Here is a 26823-nt window from a genome sequence, read left to right as displayed (position 1 = left end):
CGGTGATTTTCAACCCAGTTGTCCAAATGGCTGCCTCTAAGCAGCCTGTTTATTACGCTCGATTTCGTGCATTTTTCCAGGGTTGAGCGACACCGAACCGAGCACCTCCCAGTTTCGGGTGCTGCCCGACCAGCGTTGTGGATGCCGGCGCTTAGCCCTTTCGTAAACCGCTTTGCGGTGCTCAAGACGTTCTCGGTCGACACCTCGATGCCGATCAGCGGGTGTCACGTACCGAATGCCACTATGCAGGTGCTGTTCGTTATAAGCGCGTTCGAACGCCAGCATCCAGTCTCGTACCGCACTCAGCGATGCAAACCCCTTCGTAGGCCACGCGGGGCAATATTTGACGGTGCGGAACAACGCTTCCGAGTAAGGGTTGTCATTGCTCACTCTCGGCCGGCTGTAAGACATCAACATTCCCAGCTCTGTTAATCTTGCTTTAAGCGTATAAGACGTCATCGGCGCACCGTTATCTGAGTGCAGCACCGGGGGCTGATGCCAGCAGCCTTCTCGCAATAAGGCGCGTTCCAGCAGTTGTTTCGCTAACTCGCCTGATTCCGCCTCATGGACTTCCCACGCGATGATTTTGCGGCTGTAGATATCCATGATCAGATAGAGATACCAGTGCTGACCACGCACAACGGAAGAACAGTAGCTGATATCCCAACACCAGACCTGGTTCGGCCCAGTGGCCGTAAAGCTCGTCGGCTCAGGTACTGGTCGGCGTGGTTTCATTCGCCCTCGGTGGTGCTGCTGTTCGTGCTTTTTCAGCACCCGGTAGAACGACGATTCGGACGCCAAGTAGGCCCCTTGATCGGCCAGTAACGGCACGATTTGAGACGGCGGCAGGCTCTGATACTCGGGGCGATGGCAGGCGTTCAAAATGGCCTGTTTCTCCTCGTGAGTCAGTTGATGCGGCTGACGGCCTTGTACCGCGTGTGGACGCTGATCCTCAGCCACCGCGCCACACGCAGAACGCCAGCGTTTCAGTGTGCGCTCGCTCACGTCGATAATCGCCGCTGCTTGATAACGGGAAGCACCCCCCGTTATCGCTTCATCAAATAACGCAATGAGCCTTGCACGTTCCTCAAACGGCGTCAGTCGTCCTCGCCGCTGTTCGGGTCTTCGCTGTACAAGGCGTCGAGCTTTTTTGAGAGCACCAGCAACGACGTGGTTTCCGCTAGGGCTCTGTCTTTGCGGCGCACTTCCGCTTTGAGTTGTTTGATCGTCTTACGGTCTTGTTTACGCTGCTTTTGTGCCGTTTTTTGCTGGTCTTCTTGTTGGCCAGCGCCCTGGAGACAAGCGGCTTTCCACTGCTGGATTTGCTCGGGATAAAGGCCTTTTTCGCGGCAGTAAGCACCAAGCTCTGTTTCTGAGAGGGTGGCGGTTTCGATGACCACGGCAAGCTTGGCGTCAGGCGACCACTCGTTGTCGCTTTGGGTGTAACCCGGCACAGGCACTCCTTTTTCTCGACACTGTTTTAACCAACTATACAGCGTCGCGTCAGAGATGCCTTCTTCAGTGGCGACCGACACCACACTGCGATTATGGGGGGGCAACAACTTTTTCAGTACGGCGGCTTTACGCTCTGCAGAATAACGTGGCACACGTGCTCCATGCCGCTCCCTCTGGAATAGATTTGGGCAATATCGCCAACCGGACAACTAGGTTGACAGAGGGGGTCAGTGTCTATCCCGATCATGGCCTTAATGAACATGTATTGCTCGATAATGCCGATAGGGCTATGTATCGTGCAAAGAAAAGCGGCCGCAACCAATACCAAGTCTTTAAAGCTGACATAGATCACACAAGCATAAAGCCAAGTCACCCGAAGTGTTGAATAAATTAAGGATACGTTTTTATTAGCATCGGCTAGACTCAGTCTTTATGCTTATAGTTATTTAGTGCTGATTGCTAGGGAGTTGGCTATGTCACGCTATTACCGATGTTTTAGTTTTGCACTACCCGTTTTTTTTCTTAGTTGGGCGACCTCCGTTACTGCTCAGCAGGCAAGCACTTCAGTATTAAACGCTGACGCTTCCGACCCTAACCGCTTAGGATGGATGCAAGGCTTTCCACCAGCGCCTGGGAAGGTGATCGGCCAGCCAGATTCCAACTACTTTAGTTTCCCCAAAATGCGCTGGACGGTGTGCCACTTCCGCGAGCTACTGCCTACCAAGCAGGTTAGCCGTGGATTGGGCGCGCCTGCGCTATTCTCTTACGCCTTAGATGACGCGATAAACGATGTTACCTTCACCCCGATTGACGGTAGCGAGCCTATGTCATGGGAGGCGTCGCTAAATGAAAACTACACCGATGGTTTGCTGATTCTTCATCAGGGCCAGGTGGTGTATGAGACCTATTCCGGCTGTTTGGCTGAAACGGGCCAGCATGGCGCTATGTCGGTGACCAAATCGATGACCGGTTTGCTGGGAGAAATCCTGGTGGCGGAAGGCACGTTGGATGAGCGGGCGTTGGTGGGCGACATTTTACCGGAATTGGCCGACAGTGCTTTTGCTAATGCCACGGTAAAACAGCTGCTTGAGATGACCACAGGCCTGGCGTTTAGCGAAGATTATAGCGACCCCAATGCTGAGATCTGGGCCTACAATGCGGCGGCAAGCCCACTACCAAAGCCAGACGATTACACTGGGCCACGCACGTATTATGAGTATCTCGCAACGGTACAACCGGAAGGCGAGCACGGGCAGGTATTTGGCTATAAAACAATCAACACTGATGTACTGGGGTGGGTGATTGCGCGCACCACTGGCGAGTCCGTGTCATCACTGCTTTCATCGCGACTTTGGCAGCGTATAGGGGCCGAACAAGATGCCTACTTCACCGTGGACTCCATCGGCACGCCGTTTGCTGGCGGTGGCCTAAGTGCAGGTCTTCGTGATATGGCCAGGGTAGGGCAGTTGGTGCTCAGTGAGGGCGTTATTAACGGCGAACGACTGTTTCCCGCTGCGGCCGTTGAGCGCATTCGACAAGGCGGTGACAGGCAAGCATTTGCCGCCGCTGGCTACCGTTATTTACCGGGCGGCAGCTACCGTGGCATGTGGTGGTCGCTGCATAACGAGCATAACGCCTTTGCCGCCAGGGGCGTGCATGGCCAAACCATTTACATTGACCCCACCGCCGAGATGGTGATTGTGCGCTTTGCATCGCACCCTGTCGCGGGCAATGCGGCTAACGACCCCACCTCACTGCCCGCCTATCAAGCCGTGGCAGAGTACTTGTTGGACAAAGCAGAGACGGATTAAAGCGTTGCGACGATCTCCACCAAACCAAACGCCGCAACCCCAGCAGCCACTGGCCAGCCTAGTGAGCGTAGCCGCCACCATATTATTAGCGTAATGGAAAGCCCGATGGCGGTGGCTAGCCAGGAAACAGTGCTTGGGTTAACGGGCATAATGGAAACCCCTAGCACGGCGGCAATCATTAATGGGCCAAGAATACCGAGCCACTGGGGCATTGTGTTAATGCCCGTGTCGCTACCCAGTCGGCGCTGCATCCATAAGAAGGGCACCACGCGCATCAGCAGGGTGCCAATGGCAGAAACCGCGACAGCTAGCCATAGCTCGATACTCATGATGGCTGGCTCCGTGTTTGAAATTTAACCGTATAGAAGCACAGCGCGCCGCAGGCAGCGGCTAGAGGAATGGCGACATTACTCCACCCCGATAGGGTCAAGCCCAGCGCGGCCAAAATGGTGCACCCCATGGCGGCTGCCCAGCGTTTATTAGTGAAGCGCGGTGCCACCATGGTGAGAAACAGTGCGGGCAGTGCGAAGGGCATGATTTCTCCCAACAATGGCCAGCGTGCAGTGAAGGCTTCACCTGCTGTGGCGCCAACGGCAGTGCCTACAATCCATACGCCCCACGCCAATAGTGACGACCCCACAAACCAGCTAAAACGTTTAATCTCAGGAAGCTGAGGAAGCCGGGTTAAGGCCAGGGCGAATACTTGGTCGGTAAGGCCATGCATTAGCCACGGCCAGTGGCGGCTGCGCGGTAGCAGCTCGGCTAGGTTAGGGCCATACACCACATGGCGCACATTAATAAGCAGCGTCATCGCCACTACCAGCCAGAGGGGCGCGCCTGTCACGATCATGCCGACAAACAAAAACTGCGAAGCCCCAGCGTAAATCAGCGTAGATATAGCCGTGGCTTCGAAAGTACTGAAGCCAGCTTGGCTAGCCACTAATCCAAACGATAGTGCCACCGGAATATAGCCGCCTAGTAGTGGAATGGCTTCCCTTACGCCTTGCAGCGCGCTGCGCCACGGTGAATGGCTGGCAAGTTGGTTCATTGGGGATCCCCTTGTTCGCCGTACGTCACGGTGAGTAGCATGGTGGCTTCTTGGTCTTCGGTGCGGTAAAAATGAGGCTTGTCAGCGCGGAAGGTGAGGCTCTCTCCTGGGGTTAACGTGGTAACCGTTCCCTCTGGCCCTGCTTCTAGCCAGCCGCTAATCAGGGTCAGCGTTTCTTTAGTGCCGCGTGTGTGAGCTTCCGCATGGCGTAAGGTATGAGGAGCGCAGCGCATCCAGTAGGCATCTACCTGGGGCGAATCTTTGCCCTGGTCGATTAATTGAACCTGCACGCCATCTTCCCCAAGGGGCACGGAGATTGGCGCAACCAAGGTGCCGAAGGGAACATTAAGCTGCACGGCCAGACGCCAAATGGTATCTAAGGTGGGGTTGCCGTTACCTTGTTCCAGGCGACACAGGTTTGATTTGGCAATGCCCGCCGCGTTAGCTAAAAAGGACAGCGACCAGCCACGCGCTTGGCGAAGAGACTGCAAATGCTGGCCTAGGGTGCTTAGTGAGTGCTCATCCATTTGGTAACCTTACTGTTCCTTTTATAGAACGTTCTATATAAGGAACAGCAAGATGTCAATCATGTCGGCGCGGCAGTGAACCTTACAATGACCAAAGCAGGAGCAGCTGCGGAGATGAATAGCTGACCCAGCAGCGCCACATTGGCTACGATGTGATGAAAAAGACGACAGTTACCCTTTTTAGAAGGTTAGCGTATCAACTCAGGTTCTGGTGTATTGGCGTTTTTTTGTACGCGTTATGCGGGCGTAAAACGCCGGATAATTATCTCTAGTTGATGATGCTGACTATCCAACGGCGCGCGAATAGGCATACCAACCCCTGTTTCTGCCAAGTGAACGCCATCCAGTGTTGCAGAGAGGAGTTGGCTTAAAGGGGCTTGGCTTGACGTCGCTGGAGAGTCTTGCGCATTGATCACCCTGATATGATAGTGCGATTGGGCAAGGGTAATGTCAGCAGTAAAATGGGGCCAGCTAGTGGGCAGGCAAGGAGAAATAACCAGCCAGTTAGCTTCACGGCGAATGCCTAAAATACCCTCAATACCTGCTTGATACATCCAACCCGCAGCGCCGGTGTACCATGTCCAGCCACCGCGGCCTGTATGGGGCGCAACAGAATACACATCAGCGGCTACCACATAAGGCTCAACGCGATAACGGGCAGCCTTCTCCGTTGTAGTGGCATGGTTGATGGGATTAAGCAGTGTAAACAGACGATGCGCCTTGTCGCCATCACCTAGCTGGGTAAACGCCAAAATTGCCCACATCGATGCATGACTATATTGCCCTCCATTTTCGCGCATTCCTGGTGGATAGCCGCTTATATAGCCAGGGTCTTGCTGGGGCTGGTCAAAGGGAGGCCAAAAAAGCAGCGCTAACTGTTGTTCGTGAAGAATAAGTTCGCGCTCCAAGGAATACATAGCAAGCTTAGCCCGCTGAGGGGCACCGGCGCCGGAAAGCACCGCCCAGGACTGGGCGATCGAATCAATCTGGCAGGCATCGCTTTGTTTGCTGCCTAGCCAGGTACCATCGTCGTAAGTGGCTCGGCGATACCACTGGCCATCCCAGGCGCTGTTTTCAAGCGCTATGCGGAGTGCGAGGGTGTATTGATGCCAACGAGCGGCGTAGCGATGATAATCGTCTAAATGAAGTAATTTGGCCTCCCGCTGCTCGGCAAGTGGCGTAAATAGCTCAAGCGTTTTAACTAACAGCCAGCCTAGCCACACACTTTCTCCCTTGCCCTCTGCCCCCACCCGGTTCATACCGTCGTTCCAGTCACCGCCTCCTATCAGCGGCAACCCATGTTCACCTAGCTGTGAAAGGGTAATATCCAGTCCGCGTGCGCAGTGTTCAAACAGTGAAGCAGTTTCTAACGAGGTCGTTGGCTGGAAGAAGTGTTCATGTTCACGGGACGATAACAGTGTGCCGTCGAGAAAGTTGACGGGCTCATCGAGTATCGATGTGTCATGGGAAGTGGCGATATAGCGCGCGCACGCATAAGCCAACCAAACTCGATCATCAGAAATACGCGTACGCACGCCTTGGCCGGAGTGTGGCAGCCACCAGTGTTGTACATCGCCTTCTGGGAACTGGCGTGATGCCGCCCGCAGCAGATGCTGGCGTGTTTTGGCAGGGTTGCTAAATGTCAACGCCATACAATCTTGTAACTGGTCACGGAAGCCATAAGCGCCGCTGGCCTGGTAAAACGCCGAACGAGCCGTTAAACGGCAGGCGATGGTCTGATAAAGCAGCCAACCGTTTAGCATGATGTCCATCGCCCGGTCGGGGGTTTTGACCTGTATGGCATTCAGCTGGCTATTCCAGTAGTCGTGGATACTGGCAAGCTCTGCATCAATATCGGCATTACGAAAACGGGCAATTAGACCCGCAACTTCTTCGGTTGAGCCCCCTTGACCCAACAACACGATAATGTCGACCGTTTCACCCGGGGCCAATGTCACGCGGCGTTGAAGAGCGGTACATGGGTCTAACCCCGCGCCTAATGCGCCGGAAAGTGGTGTTTTACTTCGTAACCCGGCAGGTTCAGCTAAACTTTTTCCATAACCGATAAACTCGCTGCGATTGCCTGTCCATTGGGCAGGTTGCTCGCCAATGTCGAGAAAAGCCACTCGGCCTGGGAAAGCGGCATTCCAGGGATTTGTGACTAATAATGCACCGCTATCGGTTGCTTGCGAGGTAATAAGAAAGGGTGCCGATGCGCTGCGTGATGTGCCCAATACCCATTCTGCATAAGCGGTTACGGAAAGTTTACGCGTCCGGTTTGAATGATTTACCAGCCTTAGTCGAGAGATGCGTAGCGGCGCATCCAGTGGGACAAAGTGCAACAGCGTTAAGCTAAGCTCGTTAGTTTGATGTTCAAATTGACTATAGCCAAAACCATGACGTGCAACGTAGCGGCCTGAATCACGTATTGGGCTTGCTGTCGCCGTATACAGCGCCAACGTTTCTTCATCCCGGACGTAGACAGCATCTCCGCTAGGGTCAATGACAGGGTCGTTAGTCCATGGTGTTAGTTGGTTTTCTCTGCTGTTGTCTGCCCATAGGTAGCCGGCTCCCTCTGCGGATACTTGAAATCCAAACTGTTGATTCGCGATGACATTGATCCATGGCGCTGGCGTTGAGCTGCCTGCTTCGAGGATGACGACGTATTGTCGTCCTTGCTTTGCAAACCCGCCCCAGCCGTTAAAAAATTCAAGTGGAGGCCGATTAAGCGGACGATGAGTTTCCATCTTATCAATCAGCTGTTTTGGGAAAGCACGTTTGGTGATGGTAAGAGGTTTCTTGACTTGTTGGCCAGACAACATAATAGACAGCTGATCGGCAACTGATCCTCGATGCGCTATCAGCACCACGCGAGCAATCGATTGAAGCTGAGCGCGTGATAGAGCGCTCACTAAGTCGGCACGTAAGGCATATACCGTTCCCTGTGCATAGCCACTGTGAAGACGTGGTCTTGCCTGGCTACTGAGTATTGTGGCTTCAATGGCTTGTTGTAAATCTTGAATATACGAGTAAGCGCGCTCATTGATGATGACTATATCGACTTCGAGCCGTTTCAAGCGCCAGTATTCATGCGCGCGAAGTAATTGATGCAATTGCGGCAAGTCATCAGTGGATTCGATACGTAACAAAACGATGGGTAAATCGCCGGATATCCCGTGTTGCCACAGCAAAGACTGTTGAGCGGCACCGCTCTGAATCGCTCTTTTAGGCGCCCTAAAGCGTGCGTCCGGATAGAGCAGTGGGGCAGCAAGCCGCTGGAATTCAGCGGCTTCTTCTGGCTGAGTGCTTAAGTGGCGCAGTTGCACCTGTGCTTGGGTCCACGCGAGCATCTTAGCGCGTTCAAAGGCGCTAACATCATGATGTTTATCAATTAAGTCCATCAGTGCCTGTCGTGAAGTGGCAACGACAGTCCAGTAAGCAATACGGGCAGCTTTACCTGGAGTGATCCGCAGGCAATAGCGTGATGCAAAAATAGGGTCGATGACACTTCCGACGGTGCCTGATAATTGCTGGCCCTCAGCAAGTGCCCTTGCGGTGGTAAGGCGGTGGCCCCGGCCAATAAATTGCTCGCGATCGGTTTCGTATTGGAACTCGCCAACGGTTTCGCCTTCTACCACGGCGAAGTGAGCGACCCACACGTGCGCTTCGCTCGGGTCCCGCCGCCGGCGTGTGGCCACGAGGGCATTGAATTCAGGAAGGAACTCCGTTACTACGAACATTTTGGCAAAGCTTGGATGAGCGTTGTCGGTACTGGGCGTGGTTAGTACTAATTCTGCATAGGAAGTAACGTCGATATCGCAGACTTGGCGTCCACTGTTGGTCAGTGTCAGCAGGCGTACTTCGCTGTCATCCTCCCCAGAAACGAGGATGTCCACGTGGCTGCAAATAGCCTCATGCCGATGGACATAGCGGGCATAATCCTCAGCAAATAACACGTGATTGTCGTCATCATAAGCACCGTTAGGTGATTCCAGCGATTGTCCTGTTGCGCTCCAAACGCTTGGGCGTCGGGTATCACGGAGAAAAATAAAACTTCCCCAGTGGTCGCGAGTCGTATCTGGCTGCCAGCGAGTGATGGCAATGTTGTGCCATCGGCTATAGCCGCCGCCTGTTGCGGTCAACATGACAGAATAATTGCCGTTTGAGAGCAGGTGAGTGACCGGAGGCCCGTTGACGGTGGTTGATACATGGCGCACGGTTTGTGCCTCGTTGATCGTTTGGCTAGCTGTCGATTTCACTTCTTCCGCACGGGGATAAGCGATGGCAACGTCCCGCGGTATGCGTTCTTGAAGTAACAGTTCGCTCGCCTGAATCATCGGTTCGCGGTGGAAGCGTGCCCGCATCTGCCCACGGTGAAGCGTATTGGCGATGGCGACGATGGTCATGCCTTGATGGTGCGCCATGTAGCTGCGCACAATTATTAACTCGGCGCCTTTGGGGAGCCGTGAACGGGTCAGGTCTAGCGCTTCGTAGTACCCATAGCGTCCTAGTGCGCCCATTTCTGCAAGGCGGCGATAGTTCTTAAAGGCCCCCTCTGGGTCGATCATTGTCGCCAAGCCCGTTGCGTACGGGGCGATCACTAAATCAGCCGACAGGCCACGCTTAAGCCCTAATCCAGGCACTCCAAAATTGGAATATTGATAAGTATGTTCTATGTCTCGCGCGTTATACCCCGACTCGGAAATACCCCATGGCGCTGAAAACTGAGCGGCATATGTTTCCTGACGTTTAACCACCAGACGGTTAGTTTGCTCTAATAAGCTGCCAGCGGGGGCGCGCATAATCAGCGACGGCATTAGATATTCGAACATGGAGCCTGACCAGGAAATCATCGCCGCGCCCTCTTTTAAGGGGGTTGCCGCGCGACCAAGACGGAACCAGTGGCGAGTGGGCACATCGCCTTTGGCAATAGCAAACAGGCTTGCCAATCGTGCTTCTGAGGCCAGCAGGTCATAGCAACTGGTATCCAGGCTGGCGTCATCCAAGGAGAAGCCTATCGACAGTAGCTGCCGCTCTGGGTTGAGTAAAAACGCAAAATCCATGCTGAGAGCTAGACGTCGGGCTTTACTGGCCAGTTGCTGGAGCCGCTCGGAATGCGTGCTGATGGCGATTGTCTCTTTGCGATGGTCATCGCTGTGCTGAGCAGCCGTTTTGTGTAGTGCGGTTACCCAAAAAATGACATCGTCGCTATAGTCTTCTCTATTATCCGCACTACCGGGGGCGCGTTGTTCATTAAACAGGTCGCAAGCCATGCCAAGTGTTTGTTTTGTTTCTGTAGTGAGGGCCTCTAAGTCTAATGGCGCCGTTTTGTTTTCACTTACTAGCGCAGCGACTTTTTGAAGCTGTGCCATCAGTGGGGCAGTGGACTGAGTTGTTGATTGAGGCACACGCTTAAGTGCCTCGAATACCGAGGTCAATGTATCTGCTATTCCTTGGCGCGGATCGGGTGAAAACGTCGATTCCTGCCAGGTTTCCAGGGCGTTGGCGAGAGTAATGAGATGCCCTGCAAGGTTGCCGCTATCGACAGTAGACACATACCTAGGGTCTAGCGGACGGAGATCATCGACTGCGTACCAATTAAAGAAGTGACCACGATAACGAGGCAGGGTATGCATGATCGCAAGGGTGGTTTCTATTCGGCTTAGCGCATTTTGATTGCCGATCCAGCCGAAATCACGCGCCGCCAGTATCGATAGTAAGTAGAGCCCCATGTTGGTTGGGGAGGTTCGCTGGGCGATCACCGGCTGAGGCTCTTCCTGAAAATTATCGGGCGGGAGAAGGTTGGTCGATGCATTTACATAGGTTTCAAAGTAGCGCCAGGTTTTTCGGGCAATAAGTCTCAGCTCACGGGCTACGTCTTCTGCTAAAAGCGGCTGGTTCGCAACATTCACTGTACTGCTCATCCACGTCGCTATTGCCGGGGCTGCTACCCAAAGCAGCGCCACCGGTACGACCAGCATCCAAACACCACTGTTAAACCACAATGCATTAAAGGCAACGACTACGCCTAGTAACGTGCCGGGCGCCATGTGTTGATAAAACCCCCCAATGGTCAGGTGTGGGCATTTCATCGTCTGGGCTGCAGAGGTCCACTCTAGTAAATGGCGGCGAGTAATTAAAATGCGTATCAGGGTACTAACGATGGCATCTAGCATTCGCCATGCTTGATCAGGAAGAAACATCAGTTGCAGCAAAATTTGTTTTAATCCCAGCGTTAGTTCATCCCACCATTGCTGGAAATGGTAACGAAGGTTGACGCCTGGCCGCAGCGGAGAAAATGACGTTATTAAAGACAGTAAGACCGGTATGCTGATGACCATGATAACCATTAGACTGCTGATGACAGCCATCATCAGAGGGAGCTGCCAACTCAGCGCAAGGCAAGCTAACAGTAGTGGTGGTAGCAACGATCGGCGTAGATTTCCAAGTATTTTTAAGCGCCCTGTGAGTGGCACCGACACCGTAAATAACCACGGGAGTAACTGCCAATCGCCCCGCACCCAGCGGTGTTGGCGTTTGGCTGCTACATCATAGCGGTCTGGAAAGTCCTCAATGACTTCAATGTCGGATGCCAGACCTGCACGGGCAAAAATGCCCTCGAACATATCGTGACTTAGCAGGCTGTTTTCAGAGATTCGGCCTGCTAGCGATGCTTCAAAGGCATCAATATTGTAAATACCTTTACCTGCGAACGAGCCATCACCCACTAAGTCTTGATAAAGGTCTGACATGGCGGCGGCATAGGGATCAATGCCTCCTGGAGAAGAGCACAGCCGCTGATAAGACGAACCTCTCTCACCCATAGGCATCGATTGAGTGACGCGGGGCTGTAAAATGGCATAGCCTTCCACTACGCGTCGTTGCTGCGTATCAAAGCGAGGGTGATTTAACGGATGGGCTATTTTGCCAACCAGCTTGTTGGCAGCACCTCTTGGCAGACGTGTGTCGGCATCTAAGGTGATAATATATTGCACATTTCTTGGTAACGAAGGCGGGTCTCTGAAGGTTGTATCCGTTGCGCCACGTAACAGCCTGTTGAGCTCATGAAGCTTGCCTCGCTTACGCTCCCACCCCATCCAACATTGCTCACTTTTGTTGTAGACGCGGTTGCGATGGAGTAAGAAAAAACGTTTCTCATGGCTAGAAGTACAGTAGCGTTTATTCAATTCCTCAATGCGCTTTTCAACAGTACTTAGCAGCGCCTCATCGGTGGCTGTTTCTGCCTGCTGTGCATCAATACCATCGGTTAACAGTGCATAGCTAATGGCACCGCCACCGCTACCCAAGTGGTGCACTTCAAGCCGATCAAGCTGCTCTTTTAAGTCGGCTTCACTCGTCAATAGCGTTGGCATTGCGACCAGCGTGCGTAGAGCGGGCGGAATACCTTTAGAGAGGTCCAGGCTAGACAGTGGCTGAGCGCCAATATTATGAATCACGAAGCGATTGACGATAGACGTAGCGACCTCAATCGTGGGCAGTATGCCTAGGCCTGCTAGTAACAATAACCAAAGTGACGACGTCTCGCCTGAAGACACTGATAATAGCAGCCAGCCCACTATCATTAAGATGACTGACGCCGCTGTGAGCATCATAGCGTAGCCGTGGATGCCATTTTTCAACAGTATTTGGCGAAACCGCCGTTTCAATGGTGGACGAAAGTTAAGGCGTTTTTCTAACGTATTTTTACCCGCCGCTACTAAAAAATAGCCAGGATCGCTCACGCGTGCTGCTTCGTGGGCATCATCGGTCAATGGTAATGCTTCTCTTGACAGCGTTATCGCCTGATCAACAACCTCCAGCTCTGAATAACCTGAGCCCCGGGAAAGCTCCTCCACCGCGCTCCGGTAATGGTTGCGCGTTGAAAAATCATACTGCGCAAAACGACTATGTTCGCGTAATTTTGCGTCGACCAAACTGATGCTTTCGAGGAGTTCAGCCCAATCGGTACTGGAGATGAAACGCATGCTGGTAATGATATTTCGCACGGTAACGTTCGCCGCACCCTGGTGCTGCTGGGCATTTTGCACAACGTCGTCGATAGACTCGCCCTGTCGGTTAAGTTGCTCAAAAAGCCAGCAAGCTAAAGGGCTGGTATTGGGATTAATACCGCGTAAACGCTTGGCTAATTGAGCGGTGAAAGGCGCTGAAAGCGGTGCTTTTTGGAACGTAAACGATGGAAACTCATGATCATTCGAATAATTTTTAGATGAATGATTCGCTGATGAATAACTATCAGGTGAATATCTATCAGGTGAATCGTTTCTTTTTTGTGAGTCGTTTTCAGTAGCGATCCATTTAGCCGCTAGTGTATCCGCTGCATCCCGCGCAGTTTGTTCAGTAATGATTTGGTCGGCAAGTCGGCGTAGATTTTCAACTAATACAATACGGAGTGTTATCGCGATCGCCCATAGCTCACCAATCGTTAGTGGTTGAACGCGCTGATAAGCGTTAATAAATGAACGTAAGTTAGTGAGTTCTATATTGCTATCGGTATGTGCAATAAATGCCCATGCAATACCAAAAACGCGTGGATAGCCCGCAAAGGGGCCTTCTGCAAGTTTTGGTAGTTGTCGGTAATAACCGGGTGGAAGGTCGCCACGAATTTCCCGGATTTGTGCCTCGATAAGGTGATAATTATCAAGTAACCATGCGGCAGCAGGAACGATATCTCGTCCTTCTTCCAGCGTTACCGCGCAAGCGCGGTAAGCGGCAAGTAACACGTTGGCATTATCGTTTAGCCGTCGTGTTAACGACACCACTTTAGGTGGGCTTTCAGTAACAACTTGTGCCAGTGCTAAACTGGCCGCGTGTTGTTCAAGCCGTTCTGCACTAAACAATTCTTCACGTACTGGAGCGGAAGAGTTCCACAATGCCATAGATGTATTGTGTTGGTGCGCACGACGAAATAAAGATGTATGAAAAAAAAGAGTCATGGGTTACATCCTGATGAATGTGCAGAGCACGGCTCTTAAACAATGCTTCTCTATCAGGACGATGTGCTTAACGTCAGCCTTTGTCGGTTCGATAACGCACATTGCGTGCTTAACGACCGTAGGCGATATGGCAACGTTAACTAAGGTGGCATAGTGAAGCGGTCGAGCACGTAAGTATCTCCTTGGGAAACGACGCAAACCTACCGCGATAGGATCGCAGTGGCATGTCAGAATGCGCTAATTAATAAGACTATAGTTGTTAGGCTTTAGTCTTGCCTATGGCTAATTGACTGGACTAATTCATTGCTTGAGTCAATAAAGAGCGCCGAAAAACCAACTAGGCTGTTTTGATACACCTCAGTGGGTTGCTGAGTGAAGCAGCCCTTTTGATCACCTGACTGCAAGCGGTACTTTGACAATGCGCAGAACTGCCACGATGACGCTCTGGGACTCGCTTTGGCACTCCCATAACCAAGTTAAACACCTGTTGATGTGCGCGTTGCCAGCTGCTGGCGCAGGCCGTTCATCCTCTAGCCTTTCAGGCCAGCAGCAGAGTGCGGGTGACGAACCTCCCAAGCCGCCTGCTTATACCACCGCTCAAAAGGTTGGGCTGGTGCTAGGGCCGGTACTGTTTGCTTTCGTACTGCTGTTTTTTCACCCGGCAGACTTGAGTGTAGGAGGTCGCATGGTGCTTGCCACCACGTTATGGGTGGCCGTTTGGTGGATTACGGAAGCGATTCCAATTCCGGTGACATCGCTGCTGCCCATCGTGCTGTTGCCGATTACTGGCGCCCTTGAGACTAGTGCAGTAACGGCGGCTTACGGCAACCCCATTATTTTTCTTTTTCTTGGCGGGTTTATGCTTGCCCTGGCGATGGAAAAGTGGGATTTGCATAAGCGTATTGCACTCACCATTATTTCGGTATTGGGTACCAGTATTAACAGTATTGTGTTCGGTTTTATGGCGGCCACCGGTTTTTTGTCGATGTGGGTATCCAATACGGCGTCGGTCATGATGATGCTGCCCATTGGCACCGCGATTGTGTATCAGGTAACCCAAGAGCTGAATAAGACTGAGGGTGACCACAGCGAAGACATCGATAAATTCAGTAAAGCGCTGATCTTTGGGGTTGGTTACGGCGGCACTATCGGTGGTTTAGGAACACTGATTGGTACGCCGCCTAATATCATTCTGGCCGCGATTGTGAATGAGCTGTTTGGTGTTGAAATCACCTTTGCCAGTTGGATGATGTTTGCTTTTCCTATTGTGGTGGTGCTGTTGTTTATTGGTTGGCTGATGCTAACACGCTTTATTTACCCCACTAAATTCAGCAGTTTGCCCGGCGGCAAAGCACTTATTGCCAAAGAGAAGGAAGCCCTGGGTAACATCAGCTTTGAAGAGAAAGCCGTATTGGTTGTTTTCTTGTCAGCGGCATTTTTCTGGATCACCCGTTCTTTCTTATGGCAAGGACAGATCCTAACTATTCCCGGTATTAACGACACCATGATCGCTATTGTGGCGGCGATTGCTCTGTTCTTGATTCCCTCGCCAAATAAAGGCGGCTGCCTGCTGGGGTGGGATATCGCGAAAGATGTGCCCTGGGGCATTCTGTTACTGTTCGGCGGTGGCTTAGCGATTGCAGCTGGTTTTAGCTCTTCTGGGCTAGCTGTGTGGATTGGTGGCCAAATGAGCGTATTGGAAGGCGTTAATTTCTTATTAGTGATTTTGCTAGCTGCCGGAATGGTATTGTTCTTAACCGAAATTACCTCTAATACGGCAACGGCGACAATGATTCTTCCTGTACTGGCATCGCTGGCGCTTGCGCTGGATATCCACCCTTTTGTGCTAATGGTGCCGGCGGCAATGGCAGCCAACTGCGCCTTTATGCTGCCAGTAGGAACGCCGCCTAACGCGATTATTTTTGCCACCGGAAAAATTAAAATTATCGAAATGGTGCGCAATGGGTTTTGGCTGAATATTTTCGCGCTGCTGCTCATTGTAGCGTCGGTATATTTCTTGTTGCCTCTGTTGTGGGGAATCGATTTAACAACCTATCCCGACGCGTTTCGCAACTAACCGCCAGTTACGATCGATACCCAGCCCCGCCATGTGCGGGGCTTTTTGTGCTAGGCATTTTATACGGGGCGTTTTGTGCTGAGTGAAGGACAGTTTGGAATGCAGGTTGCTATGATGGGGCATATTTTTTGCGTTGAGCCTGCCATGCGACTACTCCATACCGCCGATTGGCACTTGGGACGACTGTTTCACAACCTATCGCTGCTGGAAGACCAGCGCCATGTGTTGAACCAGCTACTGGATATTATCGACCGCGATGCGGTGGATGCGGTGCTGATTGCAGGCGATATCTACGACCGTTCGGTGCCGCCAGCTGCCGCCGTCACACTATTAGATGATGTGTTAGGCGAGTTGTGTGAAAAGCGTGGTTTGCCGGTGATTATGATTTCTGGCAACCACGACGGTGCTGAGCGACTAGGCTTTGGGGCGCGTCATTTGCGCCAAGCAGGCCTACATATATTGTCTGATTTATCTGCCTTCGATCGCCCCGTAACCCTCTCGATTAAGGGGGTAGAGGTAGAGGTGGATGTGTTTGGTATTCCCTACGCTGATCCAGAGTATGTGCGCAGCCAGTTTTCAGTGGATGTACGCGACTTCGACAGCGCTCACCGCTACTTAGTTGAACGTATTAATACTCAGCGCCAAGCGGGCCGCCCCACCATACTAATGAGCCACTGCTTTGTGGATGGCGGCAGTGCCAGTGATTCAGAGCGTCCGCTCACCTTAGGAGGCGCGGAAAGTGTCGCCTGGGAGCCGATGCAGTCATTTGACTATGTTGCTTTAGGCCATCTGCATGGGCCGCAATACCGTGGCGGCGAACATATTCGTTATAGCGGCTCGCTGCTTAAATACAGTTTTTCTGAGGCTAACCAGCGAAAAGGTGTCACATTGGTGGATATTGGCCCAAAAGGGCTGAGCCAGATCGAGCACCGCCCGCTGACGCCGCGCCGAGAGGTGCGCGTATTAGAAGGTGAGTTGGCCGAGCTGCTAGCGCAAGGCAGCACCGATGCCCAAGCGGATGACTATGTGTTAGTGCGGTTGACTGACCGCCACGCGATTCTTGACCCCATGGGTAAGCTGCGCGAGGTCTATCCGAATGTGCTGCATTTAGAAAAGCCTGGCATGTTGGAAGCGCGAGGACGCCAGCAGCTAGACCGCGAGCGGCTGCAGTTTAGTGCCTTGGATATGTTTAGCGATTTCTTTAGCCAAACCAGCGGAGACACCATGAGTGATGAGCAGGCAAGCGCGATGCGTGAACTCATCACCACTCTTAGCCGTGAGCAGGAGAGCCAGCCATGACGCCGTTAACGCTCACTATGCAGGCGTTTGGGCCCTTTGCAGGCAGCGAAACAATCGACTTCACCGCGCTGGGAAAAAGCCCGCTGTTTCTGATTAACGGCCCCACGGGCGCAGGCAAAAGCTCGATATTAGATGCGGTTTGCTTTGCGCTTTACGGCCAAACCACCGGTAATGACCGAGATGCAGTGCAAATGCGCTGCGACCAGGCAGCCGATGCCTTACTGACGGAAGTCAGTTTAGATTTTCGCCTGCGCGATGGGACTTATCGAGTGCGTCGGGTGCCCCAGCAGGAGCGTCCTAAGGCCACTGGTGAAGGGACGACCACGCAAAGCGCAGAAGCCCAGCTGTGGCGGCTGACCCCGGAAGGCGAAAAAGATGAATGTGTAGTGGCGCGTAAGGTTACCGATGCCAATAGCCATCTTCATCGTTTAATAGGCCTGGATGCTAACCAGTTTCGCCAAGTGATGGTGCTTCCCCAGGGGAAATTCCGTGAGCTGCTACTCGCGGAATCGAAGGATCGCGAGAAAATTTTTTCTCAGCTGTTTCAAACCCAGATTTTTCAGCGCATTGAAGAGCGCCTGCGTACCCAGGCGAATCAAATAGAGCGGGCGGTAAATGATCATCGTCAGCATATTAGTGGGATTTTGGCCGGTGGCGAGTTGGAAAGCGAAACGGCATTAGCGCAAGAAGTAGCGGCGCTCACCCCCCAAGTAGGAAAGGCTCGCCAGCGCTTTGACGCTGCCCAGCGCCAGCGTCGCCGCGCTGAACAACAGCGAGACGACGCCCAAGCACTGCAGCGCCAATTTGAGGCCCGCGACAGCCTCGCCGCAGACAAAGCACGCCATCTTGAGCAGCACGCGCACATAGTTATGCTTCGGGATCAACTGGCCCAAAATGACCAGGCCCAAGCGTTACGACCCCACAGCACTGCGTTAGCCCAAGCGCAACAGACGCTGCGCACCGCCCAAGCAGAGCACAGGCAGACAGAGGCCACGCTGACAGCCCAACGCGCAACCACTGAACAAGCCAAACGTGCCTTTGAAGCCGCGCGCCAGCGCCAAACCGACCTGCCTACACTGCGCGAGCGCCATCGTCAGCTAGGTGAGTTTATCCATAAAGGTCAGCAGTTAAGCGAGCTTGAAACGCGCTTACAAACCGCGCGGGCCGCTTGGCAACAAGCCGATGGCACCCTTAAGCGTGATGAAGCGCAGCTAGACAGTATTCGCCAGCAAGGGGAAGCCATCAGCCTCACGCTTGAGCGCCTGCAAACAGAGGGTCAGCAGCTGGCCAGCGCCCCCGCAGAACTAAGCCGCCATGAGAGTTTGCTCTCCCAACGACAAGCGTTGGATGAGCTAACAAGAAAAGGGCGTGAGCTCACAACTCAACAGCATCAGGCAAACGAGGTGCTTAACCACCGGCGAGGCGAATTAGAGCAGGCTAGGCGGTATGCGACTGAGCAAGAGATGCGTTGGCACCAAGGGCAAGCCGCCCTGTTAGCACTCACTCTTGAAGAAGAGGCCGCTTGCCCGGTGTGCGGCAGTCTTGAGCACCCGGCTCCGGCCGTTAAGCATGCTGACATCGTTACCCAAGCCCAGGTGGAAGCCGCCCGCGCAGCCGAGGAGCAGTCGCGTCACGCATTACAAACCGCCGAGCGTCAGGTTCAACAGTTAACACAACAGATTAGCTACAACGCTGAGCAGACACAGCGCCTTAGTCAACAGCTTGGCGAATGGGCCAGCCAGCCGCAGGGTGAGTTGCAACAAGCCTGCGAACAATTACGCCACCAAGTCGAGCGTCGGAAACATGTCGAAAGTGAGATTAATCAGCAAAACGCTGCCCGTGATGCGCTACGCCGCGACTGGGGCACGCTGGATAAGCAGCTTAAAGCTCATCGGCCTGTGGTTGAAAAGGCCAAAGAGGAGGCGCTACGCCTAGAGAGCCAGCGTGATCAGTTAAGCCAATCGCTTCCAGAAGATGCCCGTAACCCAGTGATTCTGCGCCAAACCCTCACGGAACTTGACAACCAGATTGCTGAGTTTGAAAAAGCCTGGGAGCGTGCGCAGCAGATGCTCTCCACTAGCGAAACCCAGCAGGCGCGGGTAGAAGAGCAACTGCGTGCAGCGGAGCAACGCATTGAGCGCGACGGGCAAGCACTTGAACAGGCCCAGGCAAAGTGGCGAACCGCATTACAGACCAGTCCGTTCGAGAGTGAGGCTGCCTTTCAGGCTGCTCAGCTAGACGATCACCAACGGCAAGACATGGCCCGTCAAGCAGAGTCGTATCAACGACGTTTGGCTGAGCTTGAAGGTGCACTACAAAATTATCACGCCCAGTTGGCGGAAAAATCGCCGCCGGATATCGCCGCGCTCACCACGCTTACAGAAACCGCCCAAGCAGAAGAGCATGCCCAGCTTGAGTCGTGGCGGGCGTTGGATGGGCGGCTAAGCACGCTGCAGGGTATTGGCCAAAAACTGTCCGCTGCCCACGCGGCCCAAGCGGAGCTTGAAGCCCAGTATCGAGTATGGGGCACGCTCAGCGAGGTGGCCAATGGGCGAACCGGGAATCGCATTAGCTTGCAACGGTTTGTGTTAGGCGTGTTGCTGGATGATGTGCTGATTCAGGCGTCTGAACGGCTGGTGCGTATGAGTCGCGGACGCTATCAATTGGTGCGTCGAGAAGACCCTTCAAAAGGCAATAAAGCCTCTGGGCTAGAGTTAGACGTGGCCGACACCTACACCGGTAAGAGCCGCTCGGTAGCAACGCTGTCTGGCGGTGAGTCGTTTATGGCGGCACTGGCGCTGGCGTTAGGGCTTTCCGACGTGGTGCAGGCCTACGCGGGCGGTATTCAGTTGGATACGCTATTTATAGATGAAGGCTTTGGCAGTCTGGATCAGGATGCATTAGACCAAGCGATTGCGATGCTTAGCGAGTTACACATGGGGGGGCGAATGATCGGGATCATCTCCCATGTCAGCGAACTCAAAGAGCAAATGCCTGTCCGTGTTGAAGTACGCGCCAGCCGACACGGCAGCTCGGTGGAAGTGAAGGGTGCACTTTTCTAATGTTTTGTTACGAGTGTTTTGTTTAACGAGTGTTTTGGTTAACAAATGCTTTGGTTAACGTCAGTTCATGCTGGGTTCATGTAGCATGTTTTATAACGTAAGTTAATTATTAAACTAGCGAGCCCTCAAGATAATAGCCTCTAAGGAGTACAAGGATGAACGCAAGCAAAATTCTACAGCAGCTAATGAAGCAGGCCAGCGGTAGCAGCAGAAGCGGTGGAAACGGTAGTGGAAATACTAGTGGCGGTAGCGGTTTCGATGTTAAAGGCGTTATTGATGGCCTATCGCGCCAGCTTGGCGGTGGTGGCAATGGAGGCCAGAATTCGCGTCAAGGTGGTGGCTCCAGCGGTTTTGATATAAAGAGCCTGTTGGGTGGTGGTGCAATGGGTATGCTGGTGGGCTCTAAGCGTGGTCGTAGCATGGGCGGCAAAGCGCTTAAGTATGGCGCGATTGCCGGTGTGGGCATGCTGGCCTGGAAAGCATGGCAACACTCTCAGGAAGGAAAAGCTCAGGAAGGACAAAATAGTGGCAACTCGTCGAGCGCTGCTCAGCGCGCATCAGAGGGCGAGCGGGTAGACGTGCTAAGCGGTGAGTACCAAGAGCGGCGAAGTCTTGAGCTGTTGCAAGCAATGATTATGGCCGCGAGAGCCGATGGCCACATTGATGAGCAAGAGCAAGTGTTAATCACAGAGCAAATCGATGCGCTCGGTGCTGATCAGGAGATGCACCGCTGGGTCGAGCAGCAGCTTAAAGCTCCGTTGGATGCCCAAGCGCTTGCCCGTGAGGCCGACTCTCCTCAAGCCGCTCGCGAGATGTACCTGATTAGCGTGGCTGTTACTGATGATCAAAACCCTATGGAGCGTGCTTGGTTGGATCAATTGGCTGGCGCATTGAATCTTTCACCCGACATGACTGCTGAGCTTGAGCGGCAAGCGCAGCAGGCTGGCTAATGCTGGAAACGCTTAATCTATGGATAGCCACCGGCTTTGGCTTGGGGCTAGCGCCGATGGCGCCGGGCACGTTCGGCTCGCTGCTGGGCATTCCGTTAGCATGGTGGTTGCTAAGCAAGTCAACCCGCCTGCAAGCAGTAGTGACAGGCGTGCTTATTATAGCGGCGGTGCCGATATGTCATATTGCCTCGCTGCACTTTGCGGGTGCTGACCATGGCAGTATCGTCGCCGATGAGTATGTGGCGTTCCCGCTGGCGGTATTGGGGTTAACAGCCGCTCGCCATCCACTCGTTATGGCCCTGGCATTTGGCGTTTATCGGTTCTTTGATGGTTTAAAACCACCCCCAATTCATTTGGCCGAATATGTCCAGGGCGGTTTTGGCATTGTGTTAGACGATGTGATTGCGGCGTTAGTGACGTGGGTGGTGATGGCGCTGGTGCTGAAATTTTGGCAGCGCCGCAGGCCGTTGCAAGTTAGCTGACTGAGACGCTCTTTTCTTAATGTCAGTGATAGTATTTCTTAAGCGCTGGTCAGACCTAATAGCGGGTAGCCTCGGCATCAGAAAGTCGGGCCGCCTGCTTCTTCGCCCCATACCTCTTCCAGGCGATCATCACGTCCACAGCTCAAGCGATAGAACCGATAGCGTAACGGATTTTTTTCATAGTAGTCCTGGTGATACTCCTCAGCTTCCCAAAACTCGCTAGCGGGGGCGATCTCGGTCGCAATAGATTGATCAAAGCGTGCTTCCATTTCAGCTTTAGAGGCTTCTGCTAATTCCCGCTGGTCGTCGTTATGGTAAAAAATGGCGGAGCGGTACTGGTCGCCACTGTCGCAAAACTGACGGTTGACGGCGAAGGGGTCAATGTTGCGCCAGAAAATTTCCAGCAGCTGTTCGTAGCTGATTTGGCTGTCATCATAGGCGATTTGCACCACCTCGACGTGGCCGGTTCCACCGCGAGAAATCTGCTCGTAAGTGGGATTTTCAAGCTCGCCGCCCATATAGCCTGAAATCGTGGCGCTAATGCCTGGCTGTTTATCGTAGGGCGGTTCCATGCACCAAAAACAGCCGCCAGCAAAAGTGGCTTCCGTATTAGATTGCGCTTGTAACGATGTGCTGGCTAACCCTGCGGCCACCACCATGCAGAAAGCAGGCACGTGAAAGAGCGGGCGAAACGGGTGACGAAACAACGATAGACGAGACAGCGATAGACGAGACAGCGATAGACGAGACAGCGATAGACGAGACATAAGCGGCTCTCCAGTTTGGGGCCATACAGCAATATGGCCAATCAGCAGACGGACTATTGATCCAATTTATTAACGTAGGTTCCTATTTCTTGTACATAAAGGGTGTTCGCTGTATACATTTTGTCTAGCGAAGACGATATTGCCAAACCGAATCTAAAGTATCTAGTGCTGCTTTAACCGTGGGTTCCATCGCGCGTTCTTTACGCCAGACCATGCTAAGTGCGCAGGGCAGACGTACATTATCTGCCACTGCCAGACCACTCTCCTGACGTTCAGCCATTGCTAACGCGTCTCGGGCTAAGCTGAGCCCCACACCCGCGCGAACCAAATCCAACATGCACGCTTCTTGATCGACCTGAGCAACTCGGTTTGGTAGGGCACCGCTCGCTGCTAGCGCGTGCTTAAGCAACCGATGATGCACCGAGTCCGGTGGCGTAACGATCCAGGGCAGAGTGGCCAGTATTTCCCAACGGGTGTCCGCTAGTTTGGCTTCCCAACCCGCTGGGGCGACGATGTGATAGTGAAAATGGGTCAACTCACGCCAATCTAGTGCGACGTTATCAGTACCTTCTCCTGGCATGGCGAGATAAAAGCCTACGTCTAGTTCGCCTTGCTCCACTTTCGCTAATACGCTGCCGCTCATGCCGTGATGAAGCTCCGTTTCCAACTGTGGGGCGCGAGCCATTAAACGGCTGAGAAACTTGCCTAGGCGAATAAACTCTGGGTCAACAATCGTGCCAATTTTAAGTTTCCCATGCAGGGTGCTGTGTAACGTACTAGCGCTTTGTTCAAAGGCAAGGGCGCTGGCGAGGGCGTTTTCAGCGGCGGGTAATAACGCGTAGCCATCGGCGGTTAGTGTTAACCCCTGGGGGCGGCGGGTAAACAGGGTTAACCCCAAATGCTGTTGAAGCTGCTTCAACTTTAGGCTTACAGCGGGTTGAGTAAGGCATAGTTGGTCAGCCGCCCGTGAAACGCTTCCGGTACGTGCAACGGCCACAAATGCCCGAAGCGTTGAGTACTCTTGCATAAGCGAGCACCTGTCATTGTTGTGATATCAGGAAAAATTATATCTAGGTTAAAAATTACTCAATTGATTGCCCTGTAGGGGCAGTTAATCTGTCGGCACTAGGTTAGTTATTTTAATCTGCTTATAAAGGTACGCCAATGACAACAACCGCTATTCATCACTTCATCAACGGGCAGATCAACGAGGGAAGCTCGGGGCTTTCTCAACATGTGTTTAACCCTGCAACTGGCAACGTGAGCGGAAACGTTGTGCTTGCGTCTGAACGTGATGTGGATACTGCTGTGCAAGCCGCCAAGGCAGCATTTCCTGCTTGGGCAGATACCCCTCCGATTCGTCGTGCTCGGGTAATGTTTAAGTTTTTAGAACTGCTTAATGCCAACAAAGATGCCTTGGCGGAAGCGATTACTAAAGAGCATGGCAAAGTATTTACCGATGCCCAGGGTGAAGTGGCCCGCGGAATCGATATTGTTGAGTTCGCTTGCGGTATTCCTCAGTTGCTGAAAGGTGACTATACCGAGCAGGTCAGCACCGGAATTGATAACTGGACCCTGCGCCAGCCGCTGGGTGTCGTGGCTGGGATCACGCCGTTTAACTTCCCTGTTATGGTGCCGATGTGGATGTTCCCGGTGGCAATTGCTGCTGGCAATACCTTCATTCTTAAGCCGAGCCCTATAGACCCGAGTGCGTCGCTGATGATGGCAGAACTGCTTAAGCAAGCAGGCCTGCCAGCTGGCGTGTTTAACGTGGTGCAGGGCGACAAAGGCTCGGTAGAAGCACTGATCGACCATCCAGATATTAAAGCGCTGTCCTTTGTCGGTTCCACGCCGATTGCCAACCTGATTTACGAACGTGGTGCGAAACACGGTAAGCGAGTGCAAGCACTTGGCGGGGCAAAGAACCACATGGTGGTAATGCCGGATGCCAATCTAGAAAAAGCGGTCGATGCGCTGATCGGTGCAGCCTACGGCTCAGCTGGCGAGCGTTGCATGGCAATCAGCGTGGCCGTGCTGGTAGGAGATATAGCAGATGGCGTAGTGGCCAAGCTGGCCGAACGTGCAAGCGATTTGAAAGTGAAAGACGGCATGCAGCTGGATGCGGAAATGGGGCCAATCGTTACCCGACAAGCCCATGAACGCATTACCGGCTACATCAACAAGGGCGTGGAAGAAGGTGCCCAGCTGGTCGTGGATGGCCGTGAGTTAGATGCAACGCAAACCGGAGACGGCTGTGCTGAGGGCTTCTGGATGGGCGGTACTCTGTTTGATCACGTCACCCCCGAGATGACTATTTATAAAGAAGAGATCTTCGGCCCCGTGCTGGTATGCGTTCGGGTGCCCGATGTTGCCACGGCCATTCAACTAATCAATGACCATGAGTTTGGCAACGGGGTGAGCTGTTTTACCGAAAGCGGAAGCGTTGCGCGGGAATTTGGTCGTCGCATTCAGGTGGGTATGGTCGGCATCAACGTGCCAATTCCGGTGCCGATGGCATGGCATGGTTTTGGCGGTTGGAAGCGCTCGCTGTTTGGTGACACACATGCCTACGGCGAAGAGGGCGTGCGTTTTTACACCAAGCAGAAGTCCATTATGCAGCGCTGGTCAGACTCCATTGATGCGGGCGCTGAGTTTGTGATGCCCACGGCGAAGTAACGCCATTACGTTACGGGAGCCAGTTCATGTCAGATGTTGCTAATAATTTCGATTATATCGTGATTGGTGCAGGCACCGCAGGGTGCCTGATGGCTAATCGGCTCAGTGCCAATCCTAATAACAAGGTACTGCTGATTGAAGCGGGAGGGCCGGATAACTACCACTGGATTCATATCCCTGTCGGGTATCTCTATTGCATCAACAACCCGCGCACTGACTGGCTGTTTCGCACTGAGCCTGACAAAGGGCTCAATGGCCGCTCATTGATTTATCCGCGGGGTAAAACGCTGGGTGGTTGTTCCAGCATCAATGGGATGCTTTATCTGCGTGGTCAGGCGCGGGATTACGACCACTGGGCCGAGTTGACCGGGGACGACGCTTGGCGGTGGGACAACTGTCTGCCAGATTTCATGAAACACGAAGACCACCATCGACTGGATGAGAGTGGTGACGGGGATGCCGAGCACCGCCGTTATCATGGTCATGGTGGTGAATGGCGGATCGAAAAACAGCGCTTAAGTTGGAAAGTGTTGGATGACTTCGCAGAGGCGGCGGTTCAAGCCGGTATTCCGCATACTGAAGATTTCAATCGCGGCGATAACGAAGGCGTCAACTACTTCGAAGTTAACCAGCGTGGCGGCTGGCGCTGGAATACGTCTAAAGCGTTTTTGCGGCCGATCAAAGGGCGCTCTAACCTGACTGTCTGGCACTCTACCCACGTCAATCGACTGCTGTTTGAGCAGCAAGATGGCAAACCGCGCTGCGTAGGCGCCGAGCTTCTTCGCGAGGGCAAAGTGCTTACCGTGGCGGCGAAGAAAGAAGTGGTGCTGAGCGCAGGGGCAATCGGATCTCCCCAAATTTTGCAGCTTTCTGGTATTGGCGACCCCGAATTGCTGCAGCGCCATGGTATTGACGTAGTGGCAGCGCTTTCCGGGGTGGGTGAGAACCTGCAGGATCACCTGCAAATTCGTTCCGTTTATAAGGTGAAAGGAGCAAAAACGCTCAATACGATGGCCAACACCCTGTTGGGGAAAGCCAAAATTGGTTTGGAATACGCGCTTAAACGTTCTGGCCCGATGAGCATGGCACCTTCACAGCTATGCATCTTTACGCGCAGCTCTGACGATTACCAGCATGCCAACATCGAATATCACGTACAGCCATTAAGCCTGGATGCGTTTGGCCAGCCGCTGCATGGGTTTCCTGCCATTACCGCTAGTGTCTGCAATCTCAACCCAACCAGCCGTGGCTCGGTACGGATCAAAAACCGTGATCCACAAACTGCGCCCGCCATTGAACCTAACTACCTGAGTACGGAAGAAGACCGCAAGGTAGCGGCAGATTCTTTACGGGTGACGCGGCGCATTGCCGAGCAGCAGGCATTTGCTAAGTATCAGCCAGAAGAGTTTAAACCGGGGCTTCAATATCAAAGTGACGATGAGTTGGCCAAATTGGCCGGCGATATTGGCACGACGATTTTTCACCCGGTAGGCACCACGAAAATGGGCCGCGACGACGATCCAATGGCCGTTGTGGATTCAAAACTTCGGGTGATAGGCGTCACAGGGTTGCGTGTGGTGGATGCCAGCATTATGCCAACCATCACCAGTGGTAACACTAACTCACCAACGTTAATGATTGCTGAAAAAGCAGCGGGGTGGATGATGGCGGTAGATAGGTCATCAGCCTGACATTTTTTCCACCACTATATTGAC

The 26823-nt window shown here is 53.2% G+C and carries 16 protein-coding genes; 9 read left to right on the top strand and 7 right to left on the bottom strand.

Annotated features, from left to right (window positions below; translation table 11 throughout):
• Nucleotides 1-36 precede the first annotated feature (36 nt).
• Nucleotides 37-1607, bottom strand: a protein-coding gene (locus ELY33_RS13255) for an IS3 family transposase (protein ID WP_126942763.1) whose coding sequence is annotated in 2 segments (ribosomal slippage) — nt 37-1154 and nt 1154-1607 — 1572 coding nt in all. Because the reading frame shifts where the segments join, the coding sequence is not laid out codon by codon here.
• Between ELY33_RS13255 and ELY33_RS18400 the strand changes: the two genes are divergently transcribed.
• Nucleotides 1601-1840 carry a diguanylate cyclase domain-containing protein gene (locus tag ELY33_RS18400; protein WP_422822295.1) on the top strand — a complete coding sequence of 80 codons (240 nt, stop codon included), beginning with the start codon at nt 1601-1603 and terminating at the stop codon, nt 1838-1840. The two genes, ELY33_RS13255 and ELY33_RS18400, sit on opposite strands and share 7 nt — an antisense overlap.
• Nucleotides 1841-1928: 88 nt before the next feature.
• On the top strand, nt 1929-3266 hold the full coding sequence (locus ELY33_RS13245; protein WP_126948384.1) for a serine hydrolase domain-containing protein: 1338 nt from the start codon (nt 1929-1931) through the stop codon (nt 3264-3266).
• Here the strand turns inward: ELY33_RS13245 and ELY33_RS13240 are convergent.
• From ELY33_RS13240 to ELY33_RS13225, 4 genes are all read right to left on the bottom strand, one after another.
• Nucleotides 3263-3595: an AzlD domain-containing protein gene (locus tag ELY33_RS13240; RefSeq protein WP_126948383.1), complete on the bottom strand. Its 333-nt coding sequence runs from the start codon at nt 3593-3595 to the stop codon at nt 3263-3265. The two genes, ELY33_RS13245 and ELY33_RS13240, sit on opposite strands and share 4 nt — an antisense overlap.
• Entirely contained in the window at nt 3592-4314 is a 723-nt protein-coding gene (locus ELY33_RS13235) for an AzlC family ABC transporter permease (protein WP_126948382.1), read from the bottom strand. The genes ELY33_RS13240 and ELY33_RS13235 overlap by 4 nt, the downstream gene beginning before the upstream one ends.
• The gene (locus ELY33_RS13230) at nt 4311-4841 is read right to left on the bottom strand and encodes a helix-turn-helix domain-containing protein (RefSeq protein WP_126948381.1); all 531 of its coding nucleotides are present in this window, start codon (nt 4839-4841) and stop codon (nt 4311-4313) included. The genes ELY33_RS13235 and ELY33_RS13230 overlap by 4 nt, the downstream gene beginning before the upstream one ends.
• Before the next feature lie 236 nt (nt 4842-5077).
• Nucleotides 5078-13795, bottom strand: a complete 8718-nt coding sequence (locus tag ELY33_RS13225) for a glycoside hydrolase family 94 protein (RefSeq protein ID WP_126948380.1) — start codon at nt 13793-13795, stop codon at nt 5078-5080.
• Between the two features lie 436 nt (nt 13796-14231).
• Here ELY33_RS13225 and ELY33_RS13220 point away from each other — a divergent pair, with 436 nt between their 5' ends.
• From ELY33_RS13220 to ELY33_RS13200, 5 genes are all read left to right on the top strand, one after another.
• On the top strand, nt 14232-15872 hold the full coding sequence (locus ELY33_RS13220; RefSeq protein WP_126948392.1) for a DASS family sodium-coupled anion symporter: 1641 nt from the start codon (nt 14232-14234) through the stop codon (nt 15870-15872).
• Between the two features lie 144 nt (nt 15873-16016).
• A complete protein-coding gene (locus ELY33_RS13215; RefSeq protein ID WP_126948391.1) occupies nt 16017-17171 on the top strand; it encodes an exonuclease SbcCD subunit D in 1155 nt (384 codons plus the stop codon).
• Complete coding sequence (locus ELY33_RS13210; RefSeq protein ID WP_126948379.1) at nt 17168-20233, top strand: AAA family ATPase; 3066 nt, start codon at nt 17168-17170, stop codon at nt 20231-20233. The genes ELY33_RS13215 and ELY33_RS13210 overlap by 4 nt, the downstream gene beginning before the upstream one ends.
• A 155-nt stretch (nt 20234-20388) precedes the next feature.
• Complete coding sequence (locus ELY33_RS13205; RefSeq protein ID WP_126948378.1) at nt 20389-21183, top strand: tellurite resistance TerB family protein; 795 nt, start codon at nt 20389-20391, stop codon at nt 21181-21183.
• Nucleotides 21183-21665: a phosphatidylglycerophosphatase A family protein gene (locus ELY33_RS13200; RefSeq protein WP_126948377.1), complete on the top strand. Its 483-nt coding sequence runs from the start codon at nt 21183-21185 to the stop codon at nt 21663-21665. The genes ELY33_RS13205 and ELY33_RS13200 overlap by 1 nt, the downstream gene beginning before the upstream one ends.
• Nucleotides 21666-21742: 77 nt before the next feature.
• Here ELY33_RS13200 and msrA read toward each other — a convergent pair whose 3' ends face one another.
• Both msrA and ELY33_RS13190 read right to left on the bottom strand, forming a co-directional pair.
• Nucleotides 21743-22432, bottom strand: a complete 690-nt coding sequence (gene msrA / locus ELY33_RS13195) for a peptide-methionine (S)-S-oxide reductase MsrA (RefSeq protein WP_422822294.1) — start codon at nt 22430-22432, stop codon at nt 21743-21745.
• 124 nt (nt 22433-22556) lie between these two features.
• A complete protein-coding gene (locus tag ELY33_RS13190) occupies nt 22557-23459 on the bottom strand; it encodes a LysR family transcriptional regulator (RefSeq protein ID WP_126948376.1) in 903 nt (300 codons plus the stop codon).
• A 137-nt stretch (nt 23460-23596) separates the two neighbouring features.
• On the opposite strand from ELY33_RS13190, the gene ELY33_RS13185 reads away from it, so the two are divergent.
• The gene (locus ELY33_RS13185; RefSeq protein WP_126948375.1) at nt 23597-25108 is read left to right on the top strand and encodes a CoA-acylating methylmalonate-semialdehyde dehydrogenase; all 1512 of its coding nucleotides are present in this window, start codon (nt 23597-23599) and stop codon (nt 25106-25108) included.
• 26 nt (nt 25109-25134) lie between these two features.
• Nucleotides 25135-26799: a GMC family oxidoreductase gene (locus ELY33_RS13180; RefSeq protein WP_126948374.1), complete on the top strand. Its 1665-nt coding sequence runs from the start codon at nt 25135-25137 to the stop codon at nt 26797-26799.
• Nucleotides 26800-26823: the final 24 nt, after the last annotated feature.

This window comes from Vreelandella andesensis, assembly GCF_003989795.1.
In the GTDB taxonomy this organism is placed as follows: Bacteria; Pseudomonadota; Gammaproteobacteria; order Pseudomonadales; family Halomonadaceae; genus Vreelandella; species Vreelandella andesensis.
This window is presented reverse-complemented; position numbering and strand designations above follow the sequence as displayed.